The organism is Sphaerisporangium sp. NPDC049457 (assembly GCF_055586705.1).
Map to the genome: position 1 here is coordinate 1 of NZ_JBVJHR010000008.1, position 19080 is coordinate 19080.

At 72.3% G+C, this 19080-nt stretch carries 19 protein-coding genes; 3 read left to right on the forward strand and 16 right to left on the reverse strand.

All coding sequences use genetic code 11. The features are described 5' to 3' along the window. The 14 genes from ACZ6QO_RS14050 to pyrR all read right to left on the reverse strand — a co-directional run. A partial coding sequence (locus tag ACZ6QO_RS14050; protein WP_354836556.1) for an S-adenosylmethionine synthetase N-terminal domain-containing protein occupies window positions 1-116 on the reverse strand: 116 nt, incomplete at its 3' end. A 134-nt stretch (window positions 117-250) separates the two neighbouring features. Then, complete coding sequence (locus tag ACZ6QO_RS14055) at window positions 251-643, reverse strand: hypothetical protein (RefSeq protein WP_465850704.1); 393 nt, start codon at window positions 641-643, stop codon at window positions 251-253. 118 nt (window positions 644-761) lie between these two features. Further along, window positions 762-1982, reverse strand: coding sequence for a bifunctional phosphopantothenoylcysteine decarboxylase/phosphopantothenate--cysteine ligase CoaBC (coaBC, locus tag ACZ6QO_RS14060; protein ID WP_465850706.1), 1221 nt, complete (start codon window positions 1980-1982; stop codon window positions 762-764). Between the two features lie 49 nt (window positions 1983-2031). Next, on the reverse strand, window positions 2032-2295 hold the full coding sequence (gene rpoZ / locus ACZ6QO_RS14065; protein WP_248965200.1) for a DNA-directed RNA polymerase subunit omega: 264 nt from the start codon (window positions 2293-2295) through the stop codon (window positions 2032-2034). Window positions 2296-2394: 99 nt separating this feature from the next. Next, window positions 2395-2988 (reverse strand): guanylate kinase, encoded by a 594-nt coding sequence (gene gmk / locus ACZ6QO_RS14070; RefSeq protein WP_465850708.1) that lies wholly within the window; start codon window positions 2986-2988, stop codon window positions 2395-2397. 121 nt (window positions 2989-3109) lie between these two features. Next, window positions 3110-3433, reverse strand: a complete 324-nt coding sequence (gene mihF / locus ACZ6QO_RS14075; RefSeq protein WP_114031276.1) for an integration host factor, actinobacterial type — start codon at window positions 3431-3433, stop codon at window positions 3110-3112. Window positions 3434-4135: 702 nt separating this feature from the next. Beyond that, entirely contained in the window at window positions 4136-4834 is a 699-nt protein-coding gene (gene pyrF / locus ACZ6QO_RS14080; protein ID WP_465850710.1) for an orotidine-5'-phosphate decarboxylase, read from the reverse strand. Further along, the gene (locus ACZ6QO_RS14085) at window positions 4831-5805 is read right to left on the reverse strand and encodes a dihydroorotate dehydrogenase (RefSeq protein WP_465850712.1); all 975 of its coding nucleotides are present in this window, start codon (window positions 5803-5805) and stop codon (window positions 4831-4833) included. The genes pyrF and ACZ6QO_RS14085 overlap by 4 nt, the downstream gene beginning before the upstream one ends. Continuing rightward, entirely contained in the window at window positions 5795-6691 is an 897-nt protein-coding gene (locus ACZ6QO_RS14090) for a dihydroorotate dehydrogenase electron transfer subunit (protein WP_465850714.1), read from the reverse strand. The genes ACZ6QO_RS14085 and ACZ6QO_RS14090 overlap by 11 nt, the downstream gene beginning before the upstream one ends. Before the next feature lie 14 nt (window positions 6692-6705). After that, window positions 6706-10005, reverse strand: coding sequence for a carbamoyl-phosphate synthase large subunit (carB, locus tag ACZ6QO_RS14095; protein ID WP_465850716.1), 3300 nt, complete (start codon window positions 10003-10005; stop codon window positions 6706-6708). Continuing rightward, the gene (gene carA / locus ACZ6QO_RS14100; RefSeq protein WP_465850717.1) at window positions 9989-11137 is read right to left on the reverse strand and encodes a glutamine-hydrolyzing carbamoyl-phosphate synthase small subunit; all 1149 of its coding nucleotides are present in this window, start codon (window positions 11135-11137) and stop codon (window positions 9989-9991) included. The genes carB and carA overlap by 17 nt, the downstream gene beginning before the upstream one ends. After that, complete coding sequence (locus ACZ6QO_RS14105; RefSeq protein WP_465850719.1) at window positions 11134-12438, reverse strand: dihydroorotase; 1305 nt, start codon at window positions 12436-12438, stop codon at window positions 11134-11136. Before ACZ6QO_RS14105 ends, carA begins: the two co-directional genes overlap by 4 nt. Next, window positions 12435-13367: an aspartate carbamoyltransferase catalytic subunit gene (locus tag ACZ6QO_RS14110; protein WP_465851124.1), complete on the reverse strand. Its 933-nt coding sequence runs from the start codon at window positions 13365-13367 to the stop codon at window positions 12435-12437. The genes ACZ6QO_RS14105 and ACZ6QO_RS14110 overlap by 4 nt, the downstream gene beginning before the upstream one ends. Window positions 13368-13437: 70 nt before the next feature. Continuing rightward, window positions 13438-14058: a bifunctional pyr operon transcriptional regulator/uracil phosphoribosyltransferase PyrR gene (gene pyrR, locus ACZ6QO_RS14115; RefSeq protein WP_465850720.1), complete on the reverse strand. Its 621-nt coding sequence runs from the start codon at window positions 14056-14058 to the stop codon at window positions 13438-13440. Between the two features lie 475 nt (window positions 14059-14533). On the opposite strand from pyrR, the gene bldD reads away from it, so the two are divergent. The 3 genes from bldD (at window position 14534) to ACZ6QO_RS14130 (ending at window position 16898) form a co-directional block, all read left to right on the forward strand. Continuing rightward, a complete protein-coding gene (gene bldD / locus ACZ6QO_RS14120; RefSeq protein WP_279783368.1) occupies window positions 14534-15028 on the forward strand; it encodes a transcriptional regulator BldD in 495 nt (164 codons plus the stop codon). Window positions 15029-15211: 183 nt separating this feature from the next. Then, complete coding sequence (locus tag ACZ6QO_RS14125; RefSeq protein ID WP_465850722.1) at window positions 15212-15640, forward strand: RrF2 family transcriptional regulator; 429 nt, start codon at window positions 15212-15214, stop codon at window positions 15638-15640. Window positions 15641-15716: 76 nt separating this feature from the next. Next, window positions 15717-16898: a globin domain-containing protein gene (locus ACZ6QO_RS14130; RefSeq protein WP_465850723.1), complete on the forward strand. Its 1182-nt coding sequence runs from the start codon at window positions 15717-15719 to the stop codon at window positions 16896-16898. 1 nt (window position 16899) lies between these two features. Here the strand turns inward: ACZ6QO_RS14130 and ACZ6QO_RS14135 are convergent, their stop codons facing one another. Further along, on the reverse strand, window positions 16900-18372 hold the full coding sequence (locus tag ACZ6QO_RS14135) for an FAD-dependent monooxygenase (protein WP_465851125.1): 1473 nt from the start codon (window positions 18370-18372) through the stop codon (window positions 16900-16902). Window positions 18373-18560: 188 nt separating this feature from the next. Continuing rightward, on the reverse strand, window positions 18561-19001 hold the full coding sequence (locus tag ACZ6QO_RS14140; RefSeq protein WP_465850724.1) for an SAV_6107 family HEPN domain-containing protein: 441 nt from the start codon (window positions 18999-19001) through the stop codon (window positions 18561-18563). Between the last annotated feature and the right edge of the window lie 79 nt (window positions 19002-19080).

The following is a 19080-nucleotide window of genomic DNA, read 5'->3' on the forward strand; positions in this document are numbered from 1 at the left end:
CGGCTCGTGGGGTCGCCCTTGAGCATGGCGTCGAGGATGGCGTCGCTGATCTGGTCGGCGATCTTGTCCGGGTGACCCTCGGTGACCGACTCGGAAGTGAACAGGCGGCGGGACAACTCAGTGGCTCCTCATGCAGCGGCTGCTGACGTCGTTGGCTTGGCGTGTGACGGCCGAAGCGCTCCGCCGAGTCTAGCCCTACCTGAAGCGGCGCCGCTCTACCGTCCTGGCATGTGGGCATGGACGACGAGACTCACAGGTCGGGGAGCGGATCCTTCGGCAGGTCTCCGGGCGAGAACGCCTCGGCGTCCGCCGCTCCGACGACCGCGACGTACTCGTCATCGACCTCGAAAACCGTACCACCCAACTGGATCGTGGGCCCGGCAGCGAATCGCACAGGCCCGAGCCGCGTCTGACGAGGGTAGGTGGCCCACACGGCCGCGGGCTCGTATCTGCTGAACACCTTGGTGGCCAGCACGGTGATGGACCTGTCCGTGACGACGACCATGTAGTTGGCCACGCCGCCCGAGCGCACCAAACTGACCGGGAACACGTAGTGAAGGTCCTCACCTGGCGGCAGCAGAGCACGACATCGTCCCCTGACGGCGGCGGTCACCGGCATTGTCAAGCCCTCCCGGTCCGGCATCCACCTGGAGTATCCGCCGGGAAGCGCCCGCCATCAAGCACCTTCGTCCTGGTATGCGCTCATGGTCAGAAATCTGTGGCCTGCGAGTCCACCGCACCGGAGCGAAAAGCGAGCCCGATCAGCTCAGACGGGGGGCGATCAGGTCCCAGACGACGTCGGCGAGGGCCTCTTTGGGGCCGCGGGGCACCTCGACGGGGTCGCCGCCGGCCACCAGGACCACGGCGGCGTTGTCGGGGGTGCCGAACGCCAGCCCTTCCCCCACCTGGTTGACGACCAGCAGGTCGCACCCCTTGCGGGCGAGCTTGGCACGGCCGTTGGCGAGCACGTCGTCGGTCTCGGCGGCGAAGCCGGCGATCACCTCGGGGGCCGGCTTCCCGCCTTCCCCGCGCCGCTCGCACAGCTCGGCCAAGATGTCGGGGTTCTTTGTCAGGTGGACGGGCTCCGGGTCGGCAGAAGTTTTCTTGATCTTCGAGCCGCTCAGCGTGGCCGGCCGGAAGTCGGCGACGGCCGCCGCCATGACCACCACGTCGGCGCGCCCGGCCGCGTCGAACACCGCCGCGCGCATCTCCAGCGCGGACTCCACGCGCACGACCGTGACGCCCGCAGGGTCGGGCAGGGCCACGTTGGCGGCGACCAGCGTGACCTCGGCGCCGCGCGCCGCCGCCGTGCGGGCCAGGGCGTACCCCTGGAGCCCCGAGGAACGGTTGCCGATGTAGCGGACCGGGTCGAGGGCCTCGCGGGTGCCGCCCGCGGAGATCACCACGCGGCGGCCGGCCAGGTCGGGCTCGCGCCCGGCGAGGACCGAACGGCAGTACTCGAAGATCTGCGCCGGGTCGGGAAGACGGCCCCGCCCGGTGTCGGCGCCGGTCAACCGGCCCACGGCCGGGTCGATGACCAGCGATCCCCGCTCGCGCAGCGTCGCGACGTTGGCGCGGGTGGCGGGGTGCTCCCACATCTCGGTGTGCATGGCGGGAGCGAAGACCACCGGACATCGGGCGGTCAGCAGCGTGTTGGTCAGAAGATCGCCGGCCAGGCCGCCCGCGGCCCTGGCCATGATGTCGGCGGTCGCGGGGGCGACCACCACGAGGTCGGCCTCCTGGCCGATGCGCACGTGCGGCACCTCGTGGACCGACTCCCACACCTCGCTGGTGACGGGATTGCCCGACAGCGCCGCCCAGGTGGGCTCGCCGACGAAGCGCAGCGCGTCACGGGTGGGGACGACGCGGACGTCGTGTCCCGACTCGGTGAACAGCCGCAGCAGCTCGCAGGCCTTGTACGCGGCGATGCCCGCGCCGACGCCGAGAACGACTCTCGGCCTGGCGCGGTCTTGGCTCGCCATCACGGTCTCCGGGCGCGGTGCCGTCGGTCTCGGATCGCCGGGGAAGGTCTCAGCCCTCGATGGGCTCGGAGCTCAGCAGGCCCTCGGAGACCTCGCGCAGCGCGATGGAAAGCGGCTTCTCCTGGGCGTGGGTCTCGACCAGCGGACCCACGTACTCGAGCAGGCCCTCGCCGAGCTGGGAGTAGTAGGCGTTGATCTGGCGGGCGCGCTTCGCGCCCATGATGACCAGGCTGTACTTGCTGTCGACGACCTCAAGCAGCTGGTCGATCGGCGGGTTGGTGATGCCTTCGGCAACCGGGGCAGTGCCTGCCACGTCGTCGGCCTCTCAGTCGGAGTTCGAGTCTTTGCGTCTTGGCCTCGGAGGATACCAAGCGGGAACGGCGGGGCCGACTCGCTCAGGCCGGGCCGATCGTCACTTCAGCAAGGCTACCAGCCGGCCGCACACGTCCTTGACGGCCGTGTTGACCAGCGAGAGGTCGAACTCCTTCTCGGCGGCCAGCTCGACGCGCCCGGCGGCGAGGCGGCGTTCGATGACGTCCTCGGGCTCGGTGCCGCGGCCGCGCAGGCGGCTTTCCAGCTCTTCCCAGCTCGGCGGGGCGAGGAAGACCAGCAAGGCTTCGGGCATGGACTCGCGCACCTGCCGCGCGCCCTGGAGGTCGATCTCCAGCAGCGTCGGCACGCCCTCGGCGAGCTTGCGCTCGACGGGCGCGCGCGGGGTCCCGTAACGGTTGCCGGCGAACTCGGCCCATTCGAGCAGCTCGCCGTCGGCCACCAGGCGGTCGAACTCATCGTCGTCGACGAAGTAGTACTCGACGCCGTGGGTCTCACCGGGGCGGGGGGCCCTGGTGGTCACCGAGACCGACAGCCACACCTCTGGGTGGGACCGCCGAAGCTCGGCGACGACCGTGGACTTGCCCACGCCCGACGGCCCCGACAGGACCGTGAGGCGCTTTCCCGTCGGTCCGGAGGAGACCATCGTCGCCTCCGGACTCCCGGATGGAGGCATGGGGTCACCGTCACGTGTCCCGAACCCCCCGAAAACGGGAGCCTCGTGGGCTCCGCCCTCTTCGGGCCAGGACGTACCGATCACACCACACCCCCCGTAAATCATGCTCCGCGAGCCGAGATCAGCTCTCGGCACCGCCGAACTCACGCTCCAGAGCGGCGCGCTGGTTGGCGCCGAGGCCCCGTACGCGACGGGACTCGGCGATACCGAGCCGCTCCATGAGCTGCTTGGCGCGGACCTTGCCCACGCCGGGGAGCGACTCCAAAAGTGCCGACACCTTCATCTTGCCGATGACGTCGTCGGTCTGACCATCCTTCAGCACCTCAGCCAGAGAAACCGCGCCGTGCTTCAGCCGGTTCTTGACCTCGGCACGCTCCTTGCGGGCCTTGGCAGCCTTCTCCAGGGCTGCGGCGCGCTGCTCGGGGGTCAGGGGAGGAAGAGCCACGCCGGGTCACCTCGAATTTCTGTCGATGTACTCGGACGGGAGGGGAAACTAGCTGGTCTTGGGCCTTCAAGCAACGTCAAGGCCAGTTTCTCCCCACAAGAAAATAATTTCATCACGCTGCGTGGTCACGCCATTGCCCTGCGTCGACAAAATGCGCCTGTACAGGCCCCTCACGGGCTAGTCCTCCGATGCGGCGGAAAACCCGGCGGGCTAGTCCCTCCGAGCCCAGAAAGATCATCCACCCGCCCGCCGAAGCACCCCTCGAGCATCCCCCGAGAGCCCTCCCAAACCCCGTCCACGCCCCTCCTCAAGCCACCCCAAGCCACCCCAAGAACACTCCAACGGCACTCCCACGCCCGCCCCCTCGGGGGCGCGGCGGTGTCCTGAGGAGGAGGGAGCGAGTGCGAGGAACGAGCGCTCGTGAGCGACGACGAAGGGCGCCGCCTCAAAGGCGCCCCGAGCCCGCCGAGCGAAGCGAGGCAAAGCAAACACGGCTCGGGGCGCGGCGGTGTCCTGAGGAGGAAGGAGGGTGAGGAACGAGCCCGGATGACGACGAAGGGCGCCGCCTCAAAGGCGCCCCGAGCCCGCCGAGCGGAGCGAGGCAAAGCAAGCACCGCGCCCCGAGCCCGCCGAGCGAAGCGAGGCAAAGCAAGCACCGCGCCCCGAGCCCGCCGAGCGAAGCGAGGCAAAAGCCAACACAGCTCAGCCGGAGAGGACGCGCCGCAGGGCGGCGGCGATGCCTGCGGCGGCCGCGCCGGGGTCGGCGGAGCCGGTGATCGGCCGTCCGATGACGAGGAGGTCGGCCCCGTCGGCGATGGCCTGCTCGGGCGTCGCCACCCTCGCCTGGTCCTGGGTGTCGGAACCGGCGGGCCGCACCCCGGGGGTGATGAGCGTGATGTCGGGCCCCACCTCGGCGCGTACGGCGGCCACCTCGCGCGGGGAGCACACGAGGGCCTGGGCGCCCGCTCCGACGGCCTCTACGGCCAGACGGCGCACGGCGTCGCGGGCCGGCCCCCTGACACCGAGACGCTCGAGATCGGCCTCTGACAGCGACGTCAGGGCCGTCACGGCGGCGATCACGGTGGTGGGGAGGGCGTCGACGGCGGCGCGGATCATCGTGCCTCCTCCGGCCGCGTGGACGGTGAGGATGTGCGGCTTGAGCCGCGCGACGGACCTGGCCGCCCCGGCGACGGTGTTCGGGATGTCGTGGAGCTTCAGGTCGAGGAAGATCTGGACGCCTGAGGCGCCGCGCACGGAGGCGATCACGTCGGGTCCGTAACGCAGGTAGAGTTCGAGGCCGACCTTCACGGTGCTCACGTGCGGCGTCACCAGGGCCGCCCAGCGGGCCGCCGTCTCCAGGTCGGGTGCGTCCAGGGCGACGGCGATGGGTGCGGACGTCAAAGAGAGCTCTCCTCCAGGTCGATGCGGTGCCGGGGGCCCGCTCCGGGCGGTCGGTGGGCAAGCCCGACGGCGTCGGCGAGCCGCTCGAAGCCGCGCTCTTTGAGCAGGTCTTCGAGCTCCCGCAGAATCCGCAGGCAAGCGTAGGGGTCGTGGAACAGTGCGGTGCCCACCGAGACGGCGCAGGCGCCGGCCAGGATGAGCTCCAGGGCGTCCCTGCCGGTCATGACGCCGCCCATGCCGACGATCGGCACTCCGGGCAGCGCCGCGTGCACCTGCCACAGGCAGCGCACCGCCAGCGGCCGGACGGCGGGCCCCGAGAGCCCGCCGGTGCCGGCGGCGAGCGAGGGTCGCATGGTGTCGACGTCGATGCTCATGCCGAGCGGGGAGTTGATCATGGCGAGGGCGTCCGCGCCGCCGTCGACGCACGCGCGGGCGACGGCGACGATGTCGGCCACGTCGGGGGCGAGCTTGGCCACGACGGGTACGTCGTAGCGCATGGTCGCGCGCACGGAGGCGATCACCTCGGCGGAGGCGGCGGGGTCGCGGGCGAAGACCCGTCCGAGGTCCTCGACGTTGGGGCACGACAGGTTGACCTCGATGGCGGCCACGCCGGGGGCGTCGGCGAGTCTGCGGGCCAGGGCGGTGTACTCGGCGACGCTGCCGCCGGCGATGGACACAACGGCGCGCGCGCCGCGTTCGACCAGCCTGGGCAGCTCGCGTTCGAGGAAGACCTCCACGCCGGGCCCCTGGAGCCCCACGGCGTTCAGCATGCCGGAGGGCGTCTCCGCCATGCGGGGGGTCGGCCGCCCCGCCCTGGGCGCCATGGTGATCGAGCGGGTGACCACGGCCCCGAGGCGGGCGAGGTCGAAGAACTGGGAGAGCTCGGCGCCGGAGGCGGCGCACCCGGCGGCCGTGGTGATCGGGTTGGCCAGTTCGACGTGCGCCAGGTATGTCCGCATGTCAACTGACATTTCGGGTGTGAGCACCACCCTCCTGGGCTCGTCCCCCGGGGGCTCCCAGGGCGTCGAACGGAATCGTGCCGATGTCCTCGAACCGCACCCGCTCGCCGCGGAAGACCGGTCCTTCGACACACGAGCGCACCATGCGGGTCACCCCGTCCTCCCCGATGACCGGGATCACGCACGTCATGCAGACGCCGTACCCGCAGGCCATCGACTCCTCCACGCTGACCTGCACGGGAATGTCGAACTCGACCGCGACGGCCGTCACACCGCGCAGCATGGGCATCGGGCCGCAGGCGTACACCACGTCGGCGCGCGCGTCGGCGATCACCGACGGCAGGGCGTCGGTGACCCGGCCGCGCAGGCCCAGGGAGCCGTCCTCGGTGGTGAGCGTCGTGGTCTGCCCCATGCGCCGGGCGCGTAGCGCGCCGAACACCCGCTCGGCCGAGGCCGCGCCGAGGACGAAGTCGACCCGGCAGCCGCGCTGCTGCAGGGTGTCGGCCAGCGCGAACAGCGACGCCGAGCCATACTCGCCGCCGACCAGCACGCACGCGCACGGGTCACGCGGCACCGGGAACGGGCGGCCGAGCGGCCCGACCAGGTCGAGGGTGTCCCTGGCCTTGCGCTCGGCCAGCCACGCGGTGCCGCGCCCGCGCACGGCGAAGACGAGCTCGACCGTGCCGCCGTAGTCGGGCTTGACGTCGTGCACGGAGAAGGCCCGGCGGGTGGGCATGGAGGTGTGCGGCCCGCCGATGGCCACGGAGACGAAGTGGCCGGGACGGAAGCGCTCGGCGATGCCGGGCGCGACGACGGTCAGCGCGTGGTAGGCGTCCACGCGGCGCGTCGTCAGCACCGTGCCGGTCACCTGTACCGGAGTAACGGCCGTCTCCTTCACCTCCCGCCGGGGCGTCAGCCCCTCAGCCGCTGGGCGTGCTCCTGGAGCGACCGTACGCCCACCGAACCGGCCGCGATCGCCTGGATGCCCTGTACGGCCGCACCGAGCCCCTGCACAGTGGTGACGCACGGGATGCCCCGCAGGACGGCCGCGGTGCGGATGTCGTAGCCGTCCAGGCGCGGCCCGGACTGGCCCGGGCTGCCGAAGGGGGTGTTCACGATGAGGTCCACCTCGCCGTCCAGGATGCGGGTCACGATGGTGGGCTCACCGTCCGTGCCGACGCCGTCGCTCTGCTTTCGCACGATCTTGGCATGGACGCCGTTGCGGCGCAGCACCTCGGCGGTGCCCTCTGTGGCGAGGATCTCGAACCCGAGCTCGGCCAGGGCCTTCACCGGGAAGATCATGGCCCGCTTGTCGCGGTTGGCGACCGAGACGAACGCCCGCCCCTTGGTGGGCAGCGAGCCGTAGGAGGCCGACTGCGACTTGGCGTAGGCGGTGCCGAACACCTCGTCGATGCCCATGACCTCCCCCGTGGAGCGCATCTCGGGCCCGAGGATGGTGTCGACCCCGAGGAACCGGTTGAACGGCAGCACGGCCTCCTTGACCGCGATGGGGGAGTCCAGCGGCAGCGTGCCGCCGTCGCCCTCGGCGGGCAGCATGCCCTCACGGCGCAGCCCGGCGATGGTGTCGCCCATCATCACCCGGGCGGCGGCCTTGGCCAGCGGCACCGCCGTCGCCTTGGAGACGAACGGCACCGTGCGGCTCGCGCGCGGGTTGGCCTCAAGGACGTACAGGATGTTGGCCGACATGGCGTACTGGACGTTCAGCAGGCCCCGCACGCCCACCCCGCGCGCGATGGCCTCGGTGGCGGCACGGATGCGCTTGATGTCGTACCCGCCGAGGGTGATCGGCGGCAGCGCGCACGCCGAGTCGCCGGAGTGGATGCCGGCCTCCTCGATGTGCTCCATGACGCCGCCCAGGTAGAGCTCGTCGCCGTCGAACAGGGCGTCCACGTCGATCTCGATGGCCTCGTCGAGGAACTTGTCGACGAGCACCGGGTGGTCGCTCGCCGCGCCGGCCCGCTCCATGTACGCGCTCAGGGTCGCCTCGTCGTACACGATGGCCATGCCCGCGCCACCGAGGACGTAGGAGGGGCGCACCAGCACCGGGTAGCCGATGTCGTCGGCGATGGCGCGGGCCTCGTCCACGGTGACCGCGGTGCCGTGCTTGGGGGCCGGCAGGCCCGCCTCGGCCAGGACGCGCCCGAACGCGCCGCGCTCCTCGGCCAGGTGGATGGACTCGGGGCTGGTGCCGACGACCGGCACCCCGGCGTCCTTGAGCGCCTGGGCCAGCCCGAGCGGGGTCTGCCCGCCGAGCTGGACGATCACCCCGGCGACCGGCCCGGCCTGCTGTTCGGCGTGCACGACCTCCAGGACGTCCTCCAGGGTGAGCGGCTCGAAGTACAGCCTGCCCGAGGTGTCGTAGTCGGTCGAGACCGTCTCGGGGTTGCAGTTGACCATCACGGTCTCGTACCCCGCCGCCGCCAGCTCGAACGACGCGTGGACGCAGGCGTAGTCGAACTCGATGCCCTGGCCGATGCGGTTGGGCCCGCTGCCCAGGATGATCACCTTGGGCCGGTCGCCGCCGGGGACCTCGGTCTCCTCGTCGTAGGTCGAGTACAGGTAGGGGGTCTTGGCGGCGAACTCGGCCGCGCAGGTGTCCACCGTGTTGTAGACGGGCCGCACGCCGAGGCCGTGGCGCAGGGCGCGCACCTCGTGCTCGGCCAGGCCGCGGATCTCGGCGATCTGCGCGTCGCTGAAGCCGTGGCGCTTGGCGCGCACGAGCGCGGCGGCGGTCAGCTCGCCGCGGCCGAGTTCGCGCGCCTCCTCGTCGATGAGGAAGAGCTGGTCGAGGAACCAGGGGTCGACGCTGGTCGCCTCGTACAGTTCGTCGAGGGTCGCCCCGGCCCTGATCGCCTGCTGCATGGTGCGCAGCCGCCCGTCGTGCGGCTTGCGGCAGGCGGCGAGCAGTGCGTCCTTGCCGGACGGCTCCTCGCCCCAGGAGAAGGACGAGCCCTTCTTCTCCAGGGACCTGAGGGCCTTCTGGAGCGCCTCGGGGAACGAGCGCCCGATCGCCATGGCCTCGCCGACCGACTTCATGTGGGTGGTGAGGGTCTGGTCGGCCCCGGCGAACTTCTCGAAGGCGAAGCGCGGCACCTTGACCACGACGTAGTCCAGGGACGGCTCGAACGACGCGGGCGTCTCGCGGGTGATGTCGTTCGGGATCTGGTCCAGGGTGTAGCCGACGGCCAGCTTGGCGGCGATCTTGGCGATCGGGAAGCCGGTGGCCTTGGAGGCCAGCGCGCTGGACCGCGAGACGCGCGGGTTCATCTCGATGACGATCATGCGCCCGGTGCGCGGGTCGACGGCGAACTGGATGTTGCAGCCGCCGGTGTCGACGCCGACCTCGCGGATGACCGCGATGGCGACGTCGCGCATGTTCTGGTACTCGCGGTCGGTGAGGGTCATGGCCGGGGCCACGGTGACGCTGTCGCCGGTGTGCACGCCCATCGGGTCGATGTTCTCGATGGAGCAGACGATGACGACGTTGTCGGCCCGGTCGCGCATGACCTCCAGCTCGTACTCCTTCCAGCCGAGGATCGACTCCTCCAGGAGCACCTCGGTGGTGGGCGAGGCGTCCAGGCCCGCGCCGGCGATGCGGCGCAGGTCGGCCTCGTCGTAGGCGAAGCCCGAGCCCGCGCCGCCCATGGTGAAGCTCGGCCGCACGACGACCGGGTAGCCGAGGCCGGCGGCGGCCGACAGGCACTCGTCGATGGTGTGGCAGATCGCCGAGCGCGCCGACTCGGCGTTCAGGCCGTGCTCGGTGGCGACCTTGGCGACGATGCGCTTGAACAGCTCGCGGTTCTCCCCCGCCTGGATGGCGTCGATGTCGGCGCCGATCAGCTCGACGCCGTAGCGTTCGAGGACGCCGCCCTCGTGCAGGGCGACCGCCGTGTTGAGCGCGGTCTGCCCGCCAAGGGTGGGCAGCAGCGCGTCGGGGCGCTCCTTGGCGATGATCTGCTCGACGATCTCGGGGGTGATCGGCTCGACGTAGGTGGCGTCGGCGAACTCGGGGTCGGTCATGATCGTCGCCGGGTTGCTGTTGACGAGGATCACGCGGTAGCCCTCGGCCCGCAGCACCCTGCACGCCTGGGTGCCCGAGTAGTCGAACTCGCAGGCCTGGCCGATCACGATCGGGCCGGAGCCGATCACCATGATCGACGCGATGTCGGTGCGCTTAGACACGCGTGCCATCCTCCTTGGTGCCCGGGCGCGCCATCAGGGCGCAGAACTCGTCGAACAGGCCCGCGGCGTCGTGCGGGCCCGCCGCGGCCTCGGGGTGGTACTGGACGCTGAAGGCCGGGTAGTCGAGCAGGCGGAGCCCCTCGACGCAGCCGTCGTTGAGGTTGACGTGGCTCACCTCGGCCCGGCCGTACGGGGTGTCGAACGGGCCGTCGACAGGGGCCTGGACGGCGAAGCCGTGGTTGTGCGCCGAGATGTCGACCTTGCCGGTGCGGCGGTCCTGCACGGGCTGGTTCACGCCCCGGTGCCCGTAGCGCAGCTTGTAGGTGCCGAGGCCGAGGGCGCGGCCGAGGATCTGGTTGCCGAAGCAGATGCCGAACACCGGCCGGCCGGCCTCCATGACGCCGGTCAGCGCCTCGACGGCGTAGTCGGCCGTCGCGGGGTCGCCCGGCCCGTTGGACAGGAAGACGCCGTCGGGGTCCAGGGCGAGGATGTCGGCGGCCGTCGCGCTCGCCGGGAGGACGTGGACCTCGCATCCGCGCTCCGCCATGCGGTAGGGGGTCATCGCCTTGATGCCGAGGTCGACGGCGGCGACCGTGAACCGCTTGTCGCCGTGGGCCGGCACCACGTACGGCTCGGGCGTCGAGACCTGCACGGCCAGGTCGGCGCCCACCATCGAGGGGCTGTTCCTGACCCGTTCGACCAGCTCTTCGACCGGGGCCGTGGGGGCGGTGAACACCCCGGCGCGCATGGCGCCGCGCTCGCGCAGGTGGCGGGTGAGCGCCCGGGTGCCCGGCATGGCGATGCCTACGACGCCCTGGCGGCGCAGCTCGTCGTCCAGCGAGCGCCGGGAGCGCCAGCTGGAGGCGACGCGCGCCGGCTCGCGGACGACGTACCCGGCGACCCAGATGCGCGAGGACTCGGGGTCCTCGTCGTTGACGCCGGTGTTGCCGATGTGCGGGGCGGTCATCGCCACGATCTGCCGGTGGTACGACGGGTCGGTGAGGGTCTCCTGGTATCCGGTCATGCCGGTGGAGAAGACCATCTCGCCGAACGTCTCCCCTTCGGCGCCGTACGGCGCGCCGTGGAAGACCCGGCCGTCCTCCAGCACGAGGATGGCCGTGCCGGTGGTCGCGAGCGTCACGTGAGCTTCCCTTCGAGAACGGTGGGGCGGCCGCGCAGGAACGTCGCGACGACCCGCCCTGGCAGGGTGAGGCCCTGGTAGGGGGTGTTGCGGCTCTTCGAGGCGAAACCGCCGGGGTCGACGGCCCAGCGGACGGAGGGGTCGTACAGGGTGAGGTTCGCGGGCGAGCCCGCCTTCAGCGGCCCGCCCTGGCCGTCGAGGCGGCCGATGCGGGCCGGCCGGGCGGACATGCGGTCGGCGACGCCGGCCCAGTCGAGCAGCCCGGTCTCGACCATGGCCTCCTGCACCACCGACAGGGCGGTCTCCAGGCCGATCATGCCCATGGCCGCGGCCGGCCACTCGGTCTCCTTGTCCTCGACCGGGTGGGGGGCGTGATCGGTGGCCACGCAGTCGATGGTGCCGTCGGCGAGCGCCTCGCGCAGCGCCTCGACGTCCGCGCGGGTGCGCAGCGGCGGGTTGACCTTGTAGATCGGGTTGTAGGCGCCGTTGGGCGACCGCTCGGCGCAGCCGTCGGTGAGCAGCAGGTGGTGCGGGGTGACCTCGGCGGTGACGTCCCAGCCCTTGGACTTGGCCCAGCGGATGATCTCGACGGACCCGGCCGTCGAGACGTGGCAGATGTGCAGCCGGGAGCCGACGTGCGCGGCCAGCAGGCAGTCGCGCGCGATGATGGCCTCCTCGGCGACGGCCGGCCAGCCGGTCAGGCCGAGGCGCCCCGAGACGGCGCCCTCGTTCATCTGCGCGCCCTCGGTCAGGCGCGGCTCCTGCGCGTGCTGGGCCACCACCCCGTCGAAGGCCTTGACGTACTCGAGCGCCCGGCGCATGAGGACGGCGTCGGAGACGCACACCCCGTCGTCGGAGAAGATCCGCACCCGGGCGGCGCTGTCTGCCATCGCGCCGAGTTCGGCGAGCTGCTTGCCGGCCAGGCCCGAGGTGACCGCGCCGACCGGCTGGACGTCGCAGTGTCCGGCCTCCTGGCCGAGCCGGTACACCTGCTCGACCACGCCGGCGGTGTCGGCGACCGGGGAGGTGTTGGCCATGGCGTGCACGGCGGTGAACCCGCCGAGCGCCGCGGCGGCCGTGCCGGACTCGACGGTCTCGGCGTCCTCGCGGCCCGGCTCGCGCAGGTGGGTGTGCAGGTCGACCAGGCCGGGCAGCGCGATGAGCCCGCCGGCGTCGATGTGCCCGGCGCCGGCCGCGTCCACCTCGCCGGGCGCGCCGACCGCGGCGATGTAGCCGTCTTTGACGAGGATGTCCTGCGGCTCGCCCCCGAGGATGCGGGCGCCCTTGAGCAGGTAGGTCACTGGTTTCCCCCGATCGCGGGCTCAGAGCCGGAAAGAAGCAGGTAGAGGACGGCCATGCGCACGGTCACGCCGTTGGTGACCTGCTCGACGATGGTGGAGCGCTCGGAGTCGGCGACCTGCGCGGCGATCTCCATGCCGCGGTTCATCGGCCCCGGGTGCATGACGATCGCCCCGTCGGGCATGCGGCCGAGCCGTTCGGGGTCCAGGCCGTAGCGGCGGCTGTACTCGCGGGCCGAGGGGAAGTAGGAGGCGTTCATGCGCTCGTGCTGGACGCGCAGCATCATGACCGCGTCCGACTTGGGCAGCACCGCGTCGAAGTCGTAGGAGACCTCGCACGGCCAGTCGCCCATCGCGACCGGCAGCAGCGTGGGCGGCGCGACCAGCGTCACCTCGGCGCCCAGGGTGTGCAGCAGGTGGACGTTGGAGCGCGCGACCCGGCTGTGCAGCACGTCGCCGACGATGGTCACCCGGCGTCCGACGAGATCGCCGAGGCGCCTGCGCATCGTGAAGGCGTCCAGCAGGGCCTGCGTCGGATGCTCGTGGGTGCCGTCGCCGGCGTTGACCACGCTGCCGTCGACCCAGTTGGCCAGGCGGTGCGGGGCGCCCGAGGCGCCGTGGCGGACGACCACGGCGTCGGCGCCCATCGCCTGCAGGGTGAGCGCGGTGTCCTTGAGGCTCTCGCCCTTGGACACGCTGGATCCCTTCGCCGAGAAGTTGATCACATCGGCGGACAGGCGCTTGGCGGCGGCCTCGAAGGAGATGCGGGTGCGGGTGGAGTCCTCGAAGAAGAGGTTCACGACCGTGCGGCCGCGCAGCGTCGGCAGCTTCTTGATCGAGCGGCCGGACACCTGGGCGAGCTGCTCGGCGGTGTCGAGGATCAGCAGGGCGTCGTCGCGCGACAGGTCGGCGGTGGACAGCAGGTGGCGCATCATCGCCGGTCTCCTGTCGGGAGCGCGTGCGCGACGGCGCGCGGACCGGCGGTGGACGACGAACGGGACTTCATCGCTGGCCCCCTCTCAGCAGGACCGCGTCGCGCTGGTCGATCTCGGCCAGGCACACCCGGACGGTCTCGGCGCGGGAGGTGGGAAGGTTCTTGCCGACGTGGTCGGCGCGGATGGGCAGCTCGCGGTGGCCGCGGTCGACCAGCACCGCGAGGCGGACGGCGGTCGGGCGGCCGAGGTCGTTGAGGGCGTCCAGCGCGGCGCGCACCGTGCGGCCGGAGTACAGCACGTCGTCGACCAGGACCACGATGCGGCCGTCCACGCCCTCTCTGGGCAGCTCGGTGTGGCCGAGGGCGCGCGCGGGACGCAGGCGCAGATCGTCGCGGTACATGGTCACGTCGAGTGAGCCGACGGCCACCGGGCGGCCCTCGACCTGCTCGATGCGGTCGGCGAGCCGCCGCGCGAGGACGGCGCCCCTTGTGGGGATGCCGAGAAGCAGGAGGTCGTCGGGGCCCTTGGCGCGTTCGAGGATCTCGTGGGCGATGCGGGTGAGGGCCCGGTTGATGTCGGGGGCCTCCAGGACGGCGCGTTCGCCGTCGACCGGACGCCCGCCGCCTGGGACGGTCTCGCCGTCGACCCGGGCGTCGTCGTCGCGCGCCTGATTTCGGGCGGCGTTCATGAGGGTCACCACCTTTCCCGCCTCACAGGACGGGTCTTAAAGGAACTGGCGTGCCCCACGTTAGCAGCCCCTCGCCGGACGCCCGGACCGGGTCGGACCTTCGCAACCTGGGCAGATGCCGTCAGGTCGCCCGCCGGGCGGCTTCGCCGTGCCGCCGCCCGGCCGTCCGGCGATCCGTGCCGGCGGCCGACCGAATCCATGGCCCAGGCGGGCCACAGCGGCGGGCGAGGCGCCTGTGACCGAGCGAAGCGAAGCCGAACCGGACAGGATTCGGCATCTTTTTTCCAATCAGCTTGACCAATCCCGCCCACACCTTTACCGTCACTGTGCGTAACCACACCTCGCGACGTTCTCGGGTAAACATGGACGTGTCGGTCACCGATGGTGTCTCCCCAGGCACCACCCGATCGCCGACGCATTCGTCGCAAGGCGCACAATAAGTGAGAACGTTCATAGAAAGCCGGGGGGCCAAACGATGCCGTCTGACTACGCCAAGTCGCTGGGCGCGAGACTGCGCGCCATCCGTACCCAGCAGGGGCTATCACTGCATGGAGTCGAGGAGAAGTCGCGGGGCAGATGGAAGGCCGTCGTCGTGGGCTCCTACGAGCGTGGCGACCGCGCCGTGACGGTGCAGAAGCTCGCCGAGTTGGCCGACTTCTATGGTGTGCCGGTCTCCGAGTTGCTCCCCGGCGGCTCCGCGCCGAGCCCGCTCGGCCCCACGCCGAAGCTCGTGATCGATCTTGAGCGGCTGGCGCAGTTGCCCAAGGAGAAGGCCGGGGCACTGGCCCGCTATGCGGCCACCATCCAGAGCCAGCGCGGCGACTACAACGGCAAGGTGCTGTCCATCCGCCAGGAGGACCTGCGCTCCCTCGCGGTGATCTACGACAAGTCGCCCACCGAGCTCACCGAGGAGCTCATCACCTGGGGCGTGCTGGACGCCGAGGCCCGCCGCGCCGTCGAGTCCTTCTGACCCGGCGCCGAGGCCGCCCGCCCGGAGACCGTGAGCACCCAGCCCGCGAGGGAGCTTTTCGCTCCCCCGCGGGCTTTTCGGCGTCCGCGCCGCCCTCGGCATCGTCACGCCCCGCGTGTGGGGTCTCCCACATTCGCCGCCTTTTAATTGTCACCTGAGATGCCAGATTGCTAGCTTCGTGTCGTGCGACTGACGAAGTTCACCGATCTCGCCCTGCGGGTGACCATGCGTCTGGCGGTCATGGCGCCGGGGACCTCCCTCACCACCGCGCAGGTGGCCGAGGCGATGGCCATCCCGTACACCCACACCGCCAAGGCCATCTCACGCCTGCGGCATCTCGGGGTCGTGGACGCGCGACGGGGCCGCGGCGGCGGCCTGGAGCTGACCGCGTTCGGCCGCTCCGCCTCGCTGGGCTGGCTGGTCCGCGAACTGGAGGGCGAGGAGGAGGTCGTGGCGTGCGAGGGTGAGTTCCCCTGCCCGCTGCGGGCGGCCTGCCGGCTGCGCGGCGCGTTGCGCGACGCCCAGCGGGCCTTCTACGCCTCTCTCGACCCGCTGACCGTCGATGACCTGGTGGCCTCCCCGACCGGGCCCGTGCTGGTGTCGCTCATCTGAGCGCCCCGCCCGCACGGCCGTCGGATCGCTCGCCGTTAAATACGAAGATCAAATACCAATTCTCTCAGGAGGACGTGTGCTTTCCCCGGAATCGGCCGCGAGTGTCCGCGCCACCCTGCCCGCCATCGGCGCCGCCATCGGCGACATCGCGGCACGCTTCTACGACACGATGTTCGCCGACAACCCCGAGCTGCTGCGCGACCTGTTCAACCGGGGCAACCAGGCGAACGGCGAGCAGCGCGCCGCCCTGGCCGGGGCGCTGGTCGGCTACGGGGCCTCGCTGGTCGGCGGCCCCGGCGGCCGCCCGGACACGATGCTCGCCCGCATCGCCAACAAGCACGCCTCCCTGGGCGTCACCGCCGACCAGTACGTCGTGGTGCACAAGTACCTGTTCGCCGCCATCGGCGAGATCCTCGGCGAGGCGGTGACGCCGGAGGTGGCGGCCGCCTGGGACGAGGTGTACTGGCTCATGGCCGGCACCCTCATCTCCCTTGAGGCGGTCCTGTACCGCGAGTCGGGCGAAGGATGGTTGGAGGCGACGGTGCTCGACCGGCGCCGCGAGACCCCCGACGTGGTGTCGTTCACGCTGCGGCCGCACACCCCGAAGCCGTTCAGGCCGGGGCAGTACATCAGCGTCGCCGTGCCGCTGCCCGACGGGGCCCGGCAGATCCGGCAGTACAGCCTCTCGCGCGCCCCGGAGCGGGGCGACTGGCGCATCACCGTCAAGCGGGCGCGCGGCGACGGCACGCCGGACGGCGAGGTCTCCGGCGCGCTCCACGCCGGCGTGCGCGCCGGGGACGTCCTGACGGTCTCCGCGCCCTTCGGCGACCTCACCCTGCCGCCCGGCGACGGCCCGCTGCTGCTGGCCTCGGCCGGGATCGGCGTCACACCCATCCTGTCCATGCTCGACCATCTCGCCGCCACGGGCTCGGGCCGCCGGGTCGTCGTGGCGCACGCCGACCGCGCCCCTGCCCACCACGCGCACCGCACGGAGCTGCTGGACCTGGTCGCCGCGCTGCCCGGCGCCAGCCTGCACCGCTGGTACGAGGACGCCCACGCCTGCTCCTGCGACTCCCCGGCGAGCGCCGGCCGGCTGGACCTCACCGGCGTCGAGCTGCCCGAGGGCCTGGTCGCCTGCCTCTGCGGGCCGGTTCCGTTCATGCGCGAGGCGCGCTCGCAGCTGCTCGCACGCGGCGTGCCGGCCGGCGACATCCACTACGAGGTCTTCGGGCCCGACCTGTGGCTGCCCCGCGCCTGAGTCAGGCGCGCAGCGGACGGTGCGCGCGGTCCGGCGGGAACTCGCCGCACCACGTCGCGAGGGCGGCGCGCAACCCGGCCCCCTGTGCGTCGGGAGCCACCCGGTCGGCCGCCCAGGCGATGTACCCGTCCGGCCGCACCAGCATCGCCGGACGCCCCGCCCGCTCGGGCGCGACGCGGTCCACCCGCCCGGTCGGCTCGACGGCCACCGCCGCGGGGTCGCCCGGCGAGGCCACCAGCACGAACCGTCCCGCGCGCAGCGCCTCGTACAGCCGCGCCGGCTCCCCCGCCAGCGCCACGTCCGGCGCCCGCCGCCCGGCCGGGCGCGGGGCGCGCGGCGGCGCGGGGTAGGCGACGGCGAGGCCGGAGATGGCCTCGGCCAGCCTGTCGTTCAGCGGCGGCGCGCCGCCCACGAGGACCGGCAGCACCGCCCGGACCGCCCGGGTGCGCCAGTTGGAACCGATGGCCAGGCTGAGCAGGGCGCCGCTGAGGCGCAGCACCGACCGCCCGACCGGACGGCGCTCGGCGTCGTAGCCGTCGAGCAGCGTGGGCGAGGCCCACCCCTGCACCTCGGCCGCGAGCCGCCACGCGAGGTTCGCCGCGTCCTGCAGGCCGGTGTTCATCCCCTGCCCGCCCGCCGGGGAGTGCACGTGCGCGGCGTCCCCGGCGAGCAGCACCCGGCCGGCGCGGTAGCTCGGCACCTGCCGCTCGTCGCTGTCGAACCGCGACAGCCACCGCGCGTCGCCCATGCCGAAGTCGCGGCCGGCGGTGCGGCGGGTGATGTCGGCGACCTCCGCGAGGCTCACCGGCGCGGTTTCGGGGGCCTCCCGCCGCCGGTCCCAGCAGATGACGCGGTGCCAGCCGTCTCCGTAGGAGGCGATGAAGCAGAACCCGTCGTCGGAGACGTCGAGCGCGAGCGGCCACCGCGGCGGCTCGGCCAGGCGCACGTCCGCCAATATCACCGACCGGACGGCCGACCGGCCGGGAAAGGGCATGCCGATCGCGTGGCGGACGGTGCTGTGCGCGCCGTCGGCGCCGACGACGAAGCGCGCGCTTCGCGTGCGCACCGTGCCGTCGACGCGCATGCCGACCCGCACGCCCTCGGCGTCCTGGCGGAGCCCGACGACCTCCGCGCCGCGGACGATCTCGGCGCCCAGGCCGGCGGCGCGGTCCTCCAGCACGCGTTCGGTGTTGTACTGCGGGGTGGACACCGCGAACGCGAACCTTGACGGCAGGCGGGACAGATCGAGGCCCGGACCGCCGAACAGCCGCATCCTGCGGATCACCGCTCCGGTGGCGATGAGCTCGTCCGCCACGCCGCGCGCGTCGAGCAGCTCAAGGGAACGGGCGTGCAGGACGAAGGCACGGGACAGCTTGGCGTTGTGGGCCGCGCGCTCGATCACGGTGCAGCCGACGCCTCTCGCGCACAGATCGCCGGCGAGGAGCAGGCCGGTCGGACCCGCGCCGACGACCAGGACGTCAGTGTCGAAAGGGCATCATCAGCGCCTCCAGGCGAATGCGTGGGGGGCGTTCGGGTTCCGCGGCCGTCGCGCCGGCCGTCCACCGGACCACGAGCGGTCACTTCGACTGTATCGACCGCGCTCGGCGCCAGTGTGCCCGCGTCACCCCCGGCGCCTCCCCGGCGCGAAGGCGACGCCGCGCCTCACCCCGCCAGGGGGGCCTTCACCGGCAGGGTGGCCTGGCCGGGGACGCCCAGGATGTCTTCGACGACGCCGACGAAGGTGTCGGCCTCGGTGATGAGCTCGTCGGCGTCGTGCGCCGACACCGCGCGGACCATGCCGGCCTCGGCCGCCGCGCGCTTGCGGGCGCTCTCGGCGAAATACGCCGCCCAGCGGGCGAGCCTGGGCTCGGCCTCGGGCAGCAGCTCCCACGCGCTGCGCAGGCGCCGCCTGCGGCCGTCCATCGGCCTGGGCAGGGCGGCGAGGATGGCGGCCGCCGCGCGCAGCGCCGCCAGGTGGGCCGAGACGTAGCGCTCGGCGGGGGTGCGGGCCGCCGCGGCGTCCGCGAGGCAGGAGTGCGCGTCGGCAAGGTGCGCGCGCACGGTCTGTGAAACCCGGGGACCTTCTCCGGACTGTCGAGTCATGCCACCCTCCTCGGGGTCATGGCTCCGGCGGTGACCGCCGGTGATAACACGGTCGCAGACCCCACCGACAATTCCGGTG

Excerpts from the sequence above, each read along its gene's own strand:
- coaBC (WP_465850706.1), bottom strand. The coding sequence starts at position 1,982 with ATGGCGAGCCAAGACCGCGCCAGGCCGAGAGTCGTTCTCGGCGTCGGC.
- bldD (WP_279783368.1), top strand. The coding sequence starts at position 14,534 with ATGCCGTCTGACTACGCCAAGTCGCTGGGCGCGAGACTGCGCGCCATC.
- ACZ6QO_RS14140 (WP_465850724.1), bottom strand. The coding sequence starts at position 19,001 with ATGACTCGACAGTCCGGAGAAGGTCCCCGGGTTTCACAGACCGTGCGC.
- gmk (WP_465850708.1), bottom strand. The coding sequence starts at position 2,988 with ATGCCTCCATCCGGGAGTCCGGAGGCGACGATGGTCTCCTCCGGACCG.
- ACZ6QO_RS14085 (WP_465850712.1), bottom strand. The coding sequence starts at position 5,805 with ATGTCAGTTGACATGCGGACATACCTGGCGCACGTCGAACTGGCCAAC.
- pyrR (WP_465850720.1), bottom strand. The coding sequence starts at position 14,058 with ATGAACGCCGCCCGAAATCAGGCGCGCGACGACGACGCCCGGGTCGAC.
- carB (WP_465850716.1), bottom strand. The coding sequence starts at position 10,005 with ATGGCACGCGTGTCTAAGCGCACCGACATCGCGTCGATCATGGTGATC.
- ACZ6QO_RS14110 (WP_465851124.1), bottom strand. The coding sequence starts at position 13,367 with ATGCGCCACCTGCTGTCCACCGCCGACCTGTCGCGCGACGACGCCCTG.
- ACZ6QO_RS14055 (WP_465850704.1), bottom strand. The coding sequence starts at position 643 with ATGCCGGACCGGGAGGGCTTGACAATGCCGGTGACCGCCGCCGTCAGG.